The organism is Halopiger xanaduensis SH-6 (genome assembly GCF_000217715.1).
GTDB lineage: Archaea > Halobacteriota > Halobacteria > Halobacteriales > Natrialbaceae > Halopiger > Halopiger xanaduensis.
Window position 1 is genome coordinate 1,580,219 of record NC_015666.1, and the last position, 12,174, is coordinate 1,592,392.

At 64.8% G+C, this 12,174-nt stretch carries 12 protein-coding genes; 7 read left to right on the forward strand and 5 right to left on the reverse strand.

Going from position 1 to position 12,174, the window contains the following annotated elements; all coding sequences use genetic code 11:
- The first annotated feature begins 285 nt into the window (after positions 1-285).
- The 4 genes from HALXA_RS07790 (at position 286) to HALXA_RS07805 (ending at position 4,079) form a co-directional block, all read left to right on the forward strand.
- Positions 286-1,197: a serine/threonine-protein kinase RIO2 gene (locus HALXA_RS07790; protein ID WP_013879779.1), complete on the forward strand. Its 912-nt coding sequence runs from the start codon at positions 286-288 to the stop codon at positions 1,195-1,197.
- A 295-nt stretch (positions 1,198-1,492) separates the two neighbouring features.
- Positions 1,493-2,665, forward strand: coding sequence for an ABC transporter substrate-binding protein (locus HALXA_RS07795; RefSeq protein ID WP_013879780.1), 1,173 nt, complete (start codon positions 1,493-1,495; stop codon positions 2,663-2,665).
- A gap of 243 nt (positions 2,666-2,908) precedes the next feature.
- On the forward strand, positions 2,909-3,499 hold the full coding sequence (locus tag HALXA_RS07800) for a 50S ribosomal protein L15e (protein ID WP_013879781.1): 591 nt from the start codon (positions 2,909-2,911) through the stop codon (positions 3,497-3,499).
- Between the two features lie 145 nt (positions 3,500-3,644).
- Positions 3,645-4,079 carry a universal stress protein gene (locus HALXA_RS07805; RefSeq protein WP_013879782.1) on the forward strand — a complete coding sequence of 145 codons (435 nt, stop codon included), beginning with the start codon at positions 3,645-3,647 and terminating at the stop codon, positions 4,077-4,079.
- 30 nt (positions 4,080-4,109) lie between these two features.
- Here HALXA_RS07805 and HALXA_RS07810 read toward each other — a convergent pair whose 3' ends face one another.
- Both HALXA_RS07810 and HALXA_RS07815 read right to left on the reverse strand, forming a co-directional pair.
- Positions 4,110-4,829, reverse strand: a complete 720-nt coding sequence (locus HALXA_RS07810) for a phosphoribosyltransferase family protein (protein WP_013879783.1) — start codon at positions 4,827-4,829, stop codon at positions 4,110-4,112.
- A 92-nt stretch (positions 4,830-4,921) separates the two neighbouring features.
- A complete protein-coding gene (locus HALXA_RS07815) occupies positions 4,922-5,659 on the reverse strand; it encodes a helix-turn-helix domain-containing protein (RefSeq protein ID WP_013879784.1) in 738 nt (245 codons plus the stop codon).
- Between the two features lie 177 nt (positions 5,660-5,836).
- Between HALXA_RS07815 and HALXA_RS07820 the strand changes: the two genes are divergently transcribed.
- A complete protein-coding gene (locus HALXA_RS07820) occupies positions 5,837-6,466 on the forward strand; it encodes a methyltransferase family protein (protein ID WP_013879785.1) in 630 nt (209 codons plus the stop codon).
- On the opposite strand, the gene HALXA_RS07825 is transcribed toward HALXA_RS07820, so the two are convergent.
- Positions 6,463-7,782, reverse strand: a complete 1,320-nt coding sequence (locus HALXA_RS07825; protein ID WP_013879786.1) for a hypothetical protein — start codon at positions 7,780-7,782, stop codon at positions 6,463-6,465. The genes HALXA_RS07820 and HALXA_RS07825 overlap by 4 nt on opposite strands.
- 176 nt (positions 7,783-7,958) lie before the next feature.
- Positions 7,959-9,902 (reverse strand): threonine--tRNA ligase, encoded by a 1,944-nt coding sequence (gene thrS / locus HALXA_RS07830; protein ID WP_013879787.1) that lies wholly within the window; start codon positions 9,900-9,902, stop codon positions 7,959-7,961.
- 347 nt (positions 9,903-10,249) lie between these two features.
- Here thrS and HALXA_RS07835 point away from each other — a divergent pair, with 347 nt between their 5' ends.
- Complete coding sequence (locus HALXA_RS07835) at positions 10,250-10,969, forward strand: HAD family hydrolase (RefSeq protein ID WP_013879788.1); 720 nt, start codon at positions 10,250-10,252, stop codon at positions 10,967-10,969.
- A complete protein-coding gene (locus tag HALXA_RS07840; RefSeq protein ID WP_013879789.1) occupies positions 10,966-11,625 on the forward strand; it encodes a class II aldolase/adducin family protein in 660 nt (219 codons plus the stop codon). Before HALXA_RS07835 ends, HALXA_RS07840 begins: the two co-directional genes overlap by 4 nt.
- A 30-nt stretch (positions 11,626-11,655) precedes the next feature.
- On the opposite strand, the gene HALXA_RS07845 is transcribed toward HALXA_RS07840, so the two are convergent.
- A complete protein-coding gene (locus HALXA_RS07845; RefSeq protein ID WP_013879790.1) occupies positions 11,656-12,159 on the reverse strand; it encodes an NUDIX hydrolase in 504 nt (167 codons plus the stop codon).
- Positions 12,160-12,174: the final 15 nt, after the last annotated feature.

Consider the following 12,174-nt stretch of genomic DNA (forward strand, 5'->3'; position numbering starts at 1 on the left):
CCTAAACAATTAAATCGCTTTCGAATCTTAGGTGGGCCTAAATTCGTCGCAGAGCGACTTCTCGAGGGGTGACGCGAATCCGTCTCCGAGATCGATTTCCCGGATTTAGTATAGCGCCTTATGATTTATACATGGGCTGCTACCGCCACAGTCTTCCAGAATCGGGCCTACGACCGCCCTACGACCGCCCTGTGATCGACACCCGATCGGTCCTACTCGAGCACGCATCGCGTGGCGCGAGCGCGCGTCACGACGTTTTTACGTACTCGCCGGCTACCCGACGCTATGGTGCGGAACGTTGCCGGGCTACTCCCGGAACTCGAGGAGGAAGACTTCTATATCCTGTCGGGGGTCGAACAGGGAATGCGCTTCTCGGAGTGGGTCCAGCGGGAGAAGCTCCCGGAGTTTGCGAACCTGACCGAGGAGGAGGTCGACTACCGCCTCGAGCGCTGTCTCAAACGCGGGTTGATCGAGAAGAAGACTATCCAGTACGAGGGATACACCCTCCAGTTCGAGGGGTACGATACGCTCGCGTTGCGAGCGCTCGTCCAGCGCGACACCATCTCGGAGTTCGGCTCGCCGCTCGGCGTCGGCAAGGAGAGCGACGTCTACGAGGTCCGCTCGTACAAACCGCTCGCGCTGAAGTACCACCGCGAGGGCTACACCAACTTCCGAGAAGTCCACAAGGAACGCGACTACACCTCCGATCGGGAGCACGTCTCATGGATGTACACCGCCCGGAAGGCCGCCGAACGGGAGTTCGACATCCTCGAGGAGCTGTACCCCGACGTCTCGGTGCCGCGGCCGATCGACCAGAACCGCCACGCCATCGTCATGGAGAAGATGGACGGCGTCGAGCTCTCGCGGACGAAACTCGACGACGACCAAGTGCTGGGCGTCCTCGATCTGTTGCTCTCCGAGATCGCGCGCGCGCACGAACACGGCTACGTCCACGCGGACATGAGCGAGTACAACGTCTTCGTCAGCGAGGCGGGCGTGACGATCTTCGACTGGCCCCAGGCGGTCCCGACCGACCACGAAAACGCGGCGGAGTTCCTCCGGCGCGACCTCTCGAACGCGATCGGTTATTTCCGGCGCAAGTACCCCCAGCACGTTCCGGACGATCTCGACGAAGACGAGATTGCACGTGCGATCGAAGACGAGGCGTTCGAGACGATCACGGCGTTTACCGCCTGAACTACTGCTGCCGTTCGATCGACTCGAAACCCGGCGACGTTTGCGGTTAATTGCTCCCGGTCGGCCCGTCGCGCCGTTCTCGAGCGGAGAGTCGATTAGTGAGACGACGTTCCCGCACTCACGTCGAGCCGAGTAGCACGTCCGCCCGAGTGTAGAATAAATCGCATATCGGTATATAGAATCTCGGTGCGTCGGCTTGCGCATCCGGCGCTCGAGCCCCTACTGATCGTCCGCCGTATATTTAGGCCGGCCAAAAATAGAAATCGTTTTATTTCTTTAGGCAAGCCTAAAACCTATGCCAACTGACGTTGACGCAGTTCAGGCCCCGACGCGGCGCGATTCGTTGAAATACGGCGGAACGGTCCTCGGCGCGACGTTGCTCGCCGGTTGTAGCAACGAGACCGATGATTCGCAATCGACGACCGAGGGGAAGAGCGATTCGAGTACGGACGACGACCCGTACACGGTATCGATGGAACCGGTCGGCGAGGTCACCTTCGGGTCGGTTCCCGAACGCTGGGTCGCGTACGACGGCGGGTACGCGGACATGGCCGTCGCGCTCGGGCAGGCCGAGGGCATGACGGGCATCGGCGGCGCGGACCGGTACTACACCGACGTCTACGACGAACTGCCGGACGTCTCCGTCAACCGCGAGGCGATCGAGTCGTACCCCGAAGTCAGAACCCGGGAGGAGTTCTACGAACTCGAGAACGACGTCCACCTCTACGACCCGCAGATGCTCGTCAACTGGTTCGACTGGCGCGAGGAGGACGTCGCGGAGATCGCCGACAGCGTCGGGCCGTTCGTCGGGAATCTGATCTTCCGCCGGTCGGACGACTGGCACGAGTATCGGTACTACACGCTCTACGAAGCCTTCGAGAAAGTCGCCGAAGTATTTCAGGAGCAAGCGCGCTACGAGGCCTTTGCGGACCTTCACGACGAGTTCATCGCCGACATCCAGCGACAGCTTCCGCCGGCGGACGACCGCCCGAGCGTCCTGTTGACCTACGACGAAACGCTCGAGCCCGAGTCGTTCTCGCCGTACCGGTTGACAGACCGCGGGACGAGCAAGAAACAGTGGCGCGACCTCGGCGTCGAGGACGCCCTTGCGGGTACCGGGATCGACAACCTCAGCACGACCGATCGCGGGAAGCTCGACTACGAGGGGTTACTCGAGATCGATCCGGACGTCATCCTGCTGCGGGGCCACGAGCGGAAGTCGGCGACGGAGTTCCGGGAGACGGTCCTCGAATACATGCGGGAGCATTCGTCCGCGAGTCGACTCACCGCCGTCCAGAACGATCGGGTCTATCGCGGCGGCTACCTCCACCAGGGGCCGATCCACAACCTGTTCCTGACCGAGCGTGCAGCACAGCAGCTGTATCCGGACGTGTTCGGCGACGTAACGAGCGATCGAGCGTTGTTCGATCGCCAGCGCGTCGCGGACATCATCACCGGCGACTTCTGAGAGCCGACGGACAGGATTCGCTTCGCTCGAGTGGCCGATCGATTGTGGTGTGCGGGACCACATCCCGTTTCGACGGTTCGAAGCGCTTATACGGGAACGCTGGGTACGTTCGGGCAACTCGCTGGGTCGCGGGCGCCAGCGGGCACCTGTTCACGCGGCGCTGCAGTGATGCGGCGCCGCCACAGGTCGGGATGTGATCTCGAAGTTCGGGATTGAACCAGGAAACGCCCGCAGGTGATAATCATGGCACGGAGCTTCTACTCCCACATCAAGGACGCATGGAAGGACCCCGACGACGGCAAGCTCGGGGAACTGCAGTGGCAGCGAAAGCAGGAGTGGCGCAAGCAGGGCGCCATCGAGCGCATCGAGCGCCCGACCCGTCTGGACAAGGCGCGGGAACTCGGCTACAAGGCCAAGCAGGGCATCGTCGTGACCCGCGTGTCGGTCCGGAAGGGGACCGCCCGGAAGCAGCGCTTCAAGGCCGGTCGCCGATCCAAGCGCCAGGGTGTCAACCGCATCGGGCGGCGCAAGAACATCCAGCGCATCGGCGAGGAGCGCGTCTCCCGGAAGTACCCCAACCTGCGGGTGCTCAACAGCTACTGGGTCGGCGAAGACGGCTCCCAGAAGTGGTTCGAAGTGATCCTCGTGGATCCCGAACACCCGGCGATCGAAAACGACGACGACCTCAACTGGATCTGCGACGACGCCCACCAGAACCGCGCGTTCCGCGGGCTGACCAACGCGGGCAAGGACAACCGCGGCCTCAACAACCGCGGCAAAGGCGCCGAGAAGGTCCGTCCGTCCAACAACGGCGGTCAGGGTCGCGCGAAGTAACCCGCTTCGCATCGCCGAGCGGTCGGTTTTCGACGCCGCGACTCAATCTTCAACCCACGATCTTCGATTTTTCGACCCCGCGTCGACTTCCCGATCAGTGCCAACCGTAGCAGGAACTTAAGTTCCGACCGCCGTAGTGTCAGACATGCCGAACCACGTACTCGTCCCGATCGACGACTCGAGCCAGTCGACCGAAGCCCTCGAGTTCGCCTGTTCCGAGTATCCGGACGCGACGATCACCGCCTTGCACGTCCTCGACCCGGGCGATTTCTACGCCGCGACGGGCGTCGAGGGCGGGACGATGGCCAACTACGACCAACTGCAGGAACACCACGAAGAGCGAGCCGAGAACTTGCTCGAGGGCGCCCGCGAGCGAGCCGCGGACCGCGGCGTCGAGATCGAGACGGATCACGTCGTCGGCGGCGTCTCGCGATCGATCGTCGACTACGCGGACGAACACGACGTCGACCACATCGTGATCGGCAGCCACGGCCGAACGGGGGCGAGCAGAATCCTCCTCGGAAGCGTCGCCGAGACGGTCGCCCGGCGGTCGCCGGTGCCGGTGACGATCGTCCGCTAACCCGGCGAACGACCGGCGTCGTACTCGAGGCTATCTGTCCGCGACCGTCGTCAGCGCGCCGACCGGCGCGTCCGTCCGCGCTCGAGCGCGTTCGATGCCGTCGTCGCCCGCCGCGATGAGCGCGAAGACGCCGGCGACGTCGGCCCTCGCGGTGGTGACGATATCGAGCAGGAGTTCCTGGGTCTCGCCCGAGCGGATGAGGTCGTCGACGACGAGCACGGACTCGCCGGAATCGATGGCCGACTCGGGGAGGTAGTAGGTGAGTTCGATTCCGGACTGGAGCCGCTGGCGGGCCTCGATGAACTCCTCGACGGCGGTTTCCTTGCTCTTTTTCGCGTAGGCGCAGCGGACGCCGTAGTAGCTCGCCAGCGACGCCGCGAGGGTGATCCCGTCGGTCGCAGCCGTGAGCACGACGTCCGGGCGGTCGAACTCGAACCCCTCGGCGACGACGGGCGCGACGAGGTCGAGGAACGGCTGGTCGAAGACCGCAGCGGAGTTGTCCACGTATCCCTCCTCGTCGACGCGGATGCGCGCGTTAAGTTCGGACGCGAGCGCGTCCCGGCCGAGATCCTCGACGATCTCGCGGGCGCGGTCGGTGCCGGGGAGGACGTGCCCGTTGACGTACCGGTTGAGATCGCCGGCGGGGAGCCCCGTCGTCTCCGCGAGTTCGTCGTACGTTCGCGTCTCCTTCAGCATTCGCAACACGTCGACGGCCCGCAACTGGAGGGCTGCCTTCTCTGCTCTGTTCATAGTGCATATGCACGATCCTGCAACTATGGGGGTTTCGATCGCCGTCGGAGTGTGAAATAGTCACATCCGTGCCCTCGTCGACCGGGTCAGCCTCAGCTGCGATCGGAGATTCCCGGTCCGCTCGCACCAGTAGGGACGTCCGTCTCGCCCTCGAGCAGGCCTCGCCCCCGCTGCTGGACGAGTCGCTGCATCACTCGCGCCTGCGCCTTCTGGAGCAATGTGGCGGCCGTACTCGAGGCGCAGCCCAGACGGTCGGCGACAACTTCGACGCCGGCCTCGCGGGGGACCTCGTAGTAGCCGACTTCGACGGCGGCCGCGACGGCCTCGAGTTGGCGTTCGGTAAGGTCGCCGGTCAGGGGCGCGTGATGGCGGTCGTACTCCCCGATCGCGCGAACGGTGACGTCGATCTCGTCGGGAAGCCCCTCGAGCATCGCCTGCAGGTCTTCGCCGGCGCCGACGACGGTCATGTAGAACGCTGCTTCGGAGTCGTAGATCACGGGCGGGACGATAACGAGGTCGAGCGCGGCGAACGACTGTCGCCAGCGGACGTCTTCCTCGCGGGTCTCCTGGCAGATGTAGACGTAGAACGAGTCGTCGTCGATCGGCGTCAGGTCGTACCAGCGGACCGAGTCGACGGCCTCGATGGCCTCGACGTACGCCTCCCGGTCGGCCTCGGCGTAGAACAGTTCGTACTCGCGGTCGCCCTCCGGACCGAGGATGTTCCACGTGCGCAGTTCCTCGTAGCGGACCGCGTCTTCCTCGCGGATGAACCGCTGCATCGGGTGGAGCATCCAGTCGGGTTGTCGGAGCCGAACGTCGAGGTACTTCATCGCAGTAGGTGCACGGCAGCACGGGATCGCATATAAATTCCCTAGTGTGTCCGTGAGAAGCGACAGAGCGATCGCCGGCCGACATGGAGATATGATGACGCTCGATCGAGTACGGGCTTCGAGAGGCGATCCAGTACGGGTACGGCCACTCGAGCCGCTAACGGCGGTGATGCACCGATGACCGACGCGCTGATGAGTGCCGTCTTCGCCGCGGGCGTCGGGCTCGCACTCGCGAACCTCGCGGGAATCGTCGCCAGCGCGCTGGGGCTGATCTCGTACTGGCCGCCCGGCGAGCGAGACTGGACCTACTACGTCCACTGGGGAATCTCGCACTCGCTCAACGTGGTCATGCTCGCGCTCACGTACCTCAGCTGGAACAGCCTCGGCCTGCCGCGGGGCCCGTCGCTTGCTGCGGGCGCCGTGCTGTTCGTCGGCGGCTACGCCGTCGCCATCGCGGCCGGGCTGGACCTCGGCGTCGAGGAGACGAAGGGGCTGGCCGGCGACCTGCGAACCGGCGGCTGGTACCGCTACTCGCGGAATCCCCAGTACGTCGGCTACATCGTTGCGACGGTCGGGTTCGCGCTGCTGGCGAACTCCGCGTCCGTGGCCGTCGTCTGCGCGATCTACCTGTGCTGGTGGCTCTCGCTGCCGTTCGCCGAGGAGCCGTGGCTGCGCGAGCGGTACGGCGCAGAGTACGAGCGGTACGCCGAGCGCGTGCCGCGGTTCGTCGGGCGGGAAACGCTTCGCGCGCTGGTCGGCCGCGACGCGGGGACCGCGTCCGGAACGGAATCCGAGTCGAGGACCTAACCCCGTCCCTCGAGTCGCTCTTCGAAGACCGAGACTGCGTCCGGGATCGCCTCGAGTTGCGCGCCGACGACGACGTAGGCCGCGTACTCGCTTTCCAGTTCCATTTTCCGGTTCCAGTCGATCAGGTCTCGGATTTGGCTATCGATTTGCTCGATCCGTTCGTACCCTTTCCCGAGGAAGTCGCTGCCCAGCGACGGCTCGTCGGGCTCGAACGGTAACTCGGCCGCGGTCTCGAGGGCGGATTCGCGAACTTCCCGGACGTCCTCAATCGTCTCGAGGGAACGGTGGGCGCCGTCTTCGATCCGGTCGCGTATCGTCTCGTACGCGCGTCGATTTCGCTCGAACGCGAGGGCGTTCCGGAGAGCCGTCGCCGCTTCCCCGTTCGATGCGGCGTCGATCGTCCGTTCCGCCGCGTTCACGAACGGAATCGCCCCCTCGAGGGCTACTTTTTCGCCGATCGTATCCGAGACGTCGGCGTCGACGAGGTCCGTCGATTCGTCCGGAATGTCCGCCGCGTCTATCGAGTCGAGGGATCGATCGAGCGCAGTCTCGAACGAGTCTGCGAACGATCGCTCGTTCTCGAGCCGTTCTTCGTGTCGACGCTCGAGTTCTGCGGCGAACGAGGCCGCCGCTCGAGCGCGCTCGACGACGCCGCCGAGTTCTCCGACGACGAGTGCAGTGGACGTATCGCGGTCTGTCCACTCGTCGAGCCACCTCTCGGCGAGGGATAGTTCGCGCTCGAGCCGGTACTCGAGCAGCAGCGTTCGCTGTCGATCGTCGCCGACGTGATCGACGGCGGCGCGTCGTTCCTCGAGTCGGGTTCGGACCTCCTCCCGCGCCGCTTCGACGTCTGCTCGGGAGCGATCGCCCTCGACCGCTTCGAACGCGACCGCCGCTTCGCCGGCAGACTCGCGTGCACGGATGCTTCGTCGTAGGGTCCGAAATCGATCCGGTGACTCCGCGACCGCCTCGCGTCTGCTCCGCGCAGTCTCGTGTATTCGATCGATCTCTTTCCGGACGGCCTCGTTCGGAACGTCGTCGGCCGAAAGCGGCGCCGGTACGGCGTCGATCAGTTCTTCGAGGCGGTCGAGAGCATCCTCGACGGCTTTTTCGCTCGGCTGCACCGGCGCCGGCCGAACGACGTCCGGGACATCCGTCGAGAGGACTGACTCGAGTTCGTCGGCGTCGAACCGCTGCGGCGACTCGTCGGATCCGAGGAACCCGAAGTCGAGGCAGCCGGCCGTCGCGCCGAGGAAGCCCGATCCGAGCGTACCGAGTAGCGTCCGTCGCTTGCGGGACGTTCCGTTCCTCGTCATTCGTCAGGTAGCAGCGTCGCGGCTACCGGTTGCGAGGTTGCTCGTATCGAGCGATTCGCGCCGCGGCGGGTGGAGGGCGGGCATACGCGCAGTTGCGAGTAGTCGGATAAATATCTTGTCGCAGCAGTTGACAGAAGCGGCGAGAAAGTCGCAGTCGAACGTACTCGTCTAGCCCGTCAGTCCTGCAGGAAGTCCGGCTGAGTCCGCTGCTCCTCGAGTTCGGCCTCGAGGTGCTCTTTGAACTCGTCGATTTCGACGTCGTACTCCTGATCCTCGAAGCGGTCCCGGACCGAGATGTTACCGGCCTCCTCCTCGTTGTCGCCGACGATGATCTGGTAGGGGACCCGGTCGTCGTGGGCCGCGCGGATCTTGCGCTCTAAGGTGCTGTCCCGGTCGTCGACCTCGACGCGGAAGTCGTCGAACTCGTTGGCCACCCGGTGAGCGTAGCCGAGGTTGTCGTCCGAAATCGGCAGCACGCGGACCTGCTCGGGGGCCAGCCACAGCGGGAAGCGACCCTCGTAGTGCTCGATGAGCATCATGAAGAACCGCTCGTAGCTGCCGTAGAGCGCGCGGTGGATCATGACGGGGCGATGTTCCTCGTTGTCCTCGCCGACGTAGTTCAGGTCGAACCGCTCGGGCATATTGAAGTCCAGTTGGACCGTCGGGCCGTCCCACGAGCGCCCGATGGCGTCCTCGAACGCGAAGTCGATCTTCGGGCCGTAGAAGGCGCCGTCGCCCTCCTCGACCTCGTACTCGTGGCCGTGATCCTCGAGGACGCTCTCGAGTTGCTCTTCCGCACGCTCCCAGATCTCGTCGGAGCCGACCGACTTCTCGGGGCGCGTTGCCAGCGCCATCTCGTACTCGAGGTCGAACGTCTCGAGGACGTCCGTGATCATGTCCATGATCTGTTCGACCTCCTGCTCGATCTGGTCGGGGCGGACGAACAGGTGGCCGTCGTCGATGGTGAACGCCCAGACCCGCGAGAGACCGGAGAGTTCGCCGCGCTGCTCCTTCCGATAGACTTTGCCGTTCTCGGCGTAGCGGATCGGGAGGTCGCGGTAGCTCCAGGACTGGTCCTGGAAGATGGCGGCGTGACCGGGACAGTTCATCGGCTTCAGGCCGAACTCGTCGTCGCCGACGTCGAAGATGAACATGTCGTCCTGGTAGTTCTCGTAGTGGCCCGACCGGTGCCACAGGTCCGTCTTGAAGACGTGGGGCGTCTCGACGTACTCGTAGCCCGCGTCCGTGTTGAGGTCCTCGACGAAGTCCTCGAGTTCCTTGAGGACGGTCTTTCCCGGCGGGTGATACAGCGGCAGTCCGGGGCCGGTGACGTCCTGGATCGAGAAGAGGTTCATCTCGTTGCCGATCCGGCGGTGGTCGCGCTTCTCGGCCTCGCGCTTGCGCTCGAGGAAGTCCTCCAAGTCGCTCTCGTCCTCGAAGGCCGTCCCGTAGATGCGGGTCTGCATCTCGTTTTCCTCGTCGCCGCGCCAGTAGGCGCCGGCGATCTCGAGCAGTTCGACGACGCCGATCTCGCCCGTCGAGTCGACGTGCGGGCCGGCACAGAGGTCCTCCCACTCGCCCTGCGAGTAGAAGGTGACGGTATCCGACTCCTCGGCGAACTCGGAGAGCAGTTCGAGCTTGTAGGGTTCGTCGGCGAGGCGCTCTTTGGCCTCCTCGATCGAGACTTCCTCGCGCTCGATCTCGTAGTCTTCCTCGATGATTGCCTCCATCTCGGCCTCGAGGTCCGCGAGGTCCTCCTCGTCGACGTCTAAGTTGTCGAAGTCGTAGTAGAAGCCCTCGTCGGTCGGCGGCCCGATCGCGAGGTCGACGTCGTCGTAGTGGCGCTCGACGGCCTGGGCGAGACAGTGGGCCGCGGAGTGGCGCATGACCTCGAGGTACTCGTCGGACCCGTCGGTGACGATCTCGAGTTCGGCGCCGTCGTAGACGGGTTCCTCCTTGGCGACGAGGTCGCCGTCGAGCTTGCCGGCGACGGTGTCGCTGCCGAGGCCCGGCCCGATCTCGTAGGCGCAGTCCTCGACGGTTGCGCCGGCGTCGACGTCGAGTTCCGATCCGTCCGGCAGTACGACTGCGATCCGCTCCTGTGAATCTGATTCTGACATGAGTGTGGTGTGGATGTGGCTGTGGCTATCGCTGTAACTGATCTGGGAACTTCTGTGAGAAGTTCGGCGGGTGGTCCGCCCGGGCCGCTCGGCTCTGTCGGTCCTGCGACGACGACACAGCGAGCGGTAGGTGTTGGTGTGGATTAGAAGCGGGCAAACGCCCCTGTAAAGCGGACACCTACCATCGTGGATACGCGTAGTCTCGAGCAGGTTAAAAACATTGTGATGGTCTGCGAGCGCAGCGACGGCAGCCGTCGCGCTGTCGCGCCATCGTACGGTTGTTCCGTCTCGAGGCGGTCGGCGGCGAGACCGGTACTCGTTTCTCGTTGCCGTGCGACTGGTAGCGCATGGCAACCGCCGTGCTCTTCGACCTCGACAACACGCTCTACCCGTACCCGCCGTGCAACCAGGCGGGGAAAGCCGCCGCACTCGAGCGAGCGCAGGAACTAGGTTACGACTTCGACCACGAGTCGTTCGCCGAGTTCTATCAGGCGGGTCGCCGCGAGGTAAAACGCGACACCGGCGGCACCGCCGCTTCCCACGAGCGCTACCTCTACTTCAAGCGCGCCCTCGAGCTCCACACCGGGTCGCCTCGGCCGGGCGACGCGCTGGCGCTGGGCGACGCCTACTGGAGCGCCTACCTCGAGGAGATGAGCCTTGTCCCCGATGCAAAGGAGACGCTCGAGGAATTACAAGAGCAAGGCGTCGATATCGCGATCACGACCAACCTCACGACGACGATCCAGCTCGCGAAACTCGAGCGACTGGGACTGACCGACTACGTCGATCTGGTGCTCACGTCCGAGGAGACCGGCCAGGAGAAGCCCGCGTCGGTCATGTTCACGCTGCCGCTCGCGCGACTCGACAGTCGGGCGTCGGAGGCGGTGATGGTCGGCGACGACCTCGAGGCCGACATCGCGGGCGCGAACGCGGTCGGCCTAGAGACGGTGCTGTTCGATCCGAGCGAGGAGTCGGACGCGACCGAGTCGGCGGACCGCGCCGCCACGGAACGGCAAGCCGACCACAGCATAGATACTCTCGGAGAGCTAACCGATCTGGTATCGTGATCCTCGAGACCGAGCGCCGAGCAGTCGTCGAGCACGCGTCCGAGTTGGCCGACCTCACGCCGGGTCGGACGGGGAACCTGAGCGTTCGCGGTAGCGGTGACGACACCGACGCCGGCCCCGGAGACGCCTTCGCGATTACCCCGACCGGCGTCCCCTACGACGGGTTCGACGTCGAGGACGTGCCGGTCGTCGGCACCGACGGCGAGCGACTGGACGGCGAGATGGCACCCAGCAGCGAGGTGCCGATGCACAGCGCCATCTACCGGCGCGAGGACGTCGGCGCGATCGTCCACACCCACTCGCCGTGGGCGACGGCGCTCGCCGTCGCAAACCAGCCGCTGCCGCCGATCCACTACATGATCGTCGCCGTCGGCAAGCGGGTCCCCGTCGCCGAGTACGCTCCTTACGGCACCGACGAACTTGCCGAAAACATCGTCACTGCGATGACCGAAGCCGGCTCGACGGCGTCGCTCATCGAAAACCACGGCCTCGTCGTCACCGCTCCCGACCTAGAGACCGCCCTCGAGAACACCCATCACGTCGAGAGCTTAGCGCGGCTCTACCTCGAGTCCCGTTCGGCGGGGCTGGAACCGCAGACGCTGACGGACGACCAACTCGAGACGGTGCTCGAGAAGTTCGAATCGTATGGGCAGTGAGAGTTGGCGGAAACTACAATCAAGCGACAGCTATTCTCGGAGGTGCGGTCGAAACAGGTCGTCTTCGTGCAGGTTCGGAGGCAACGTCTCGAACCACCGCGCCGCTCTGATTTCGCCCTGTTCGACGCCCAGCCGCTCGACATCGGGAATCGATCCGTCCGCTCGAGCGTCGAACACGAGGAACTGCGCCGATAGTCGAGTCTCGCCGCCGTTCTCAGTTTCGGAGACGTACGTCTGATCGATACCGAGCAGCGGCTCGTCGATCGTCGCCTCGAGGCCCGTCTCCTCGCGCACTTCGCGCCGCGCGGCGTCGGCGGGCGCTTCGCCGGACTCGACCGCGCCGCCGGGGACGATCCAGCCGTCGGACCAGCGGTTCTTGACGAGCGCGATCCGTCCGTCGGGATCGGTGATGCGGGCGGCGGCGGTTAGTCCGGTTCCCTCGACGGTCCACTCACGAAACGCCTCCACCTTTGACGGCGAGAGTTGGATCGTCTGCTGCTCTCGCGGAACGTGAGACGGAATATTGACAGTCATCGCTGATCGCTCGAG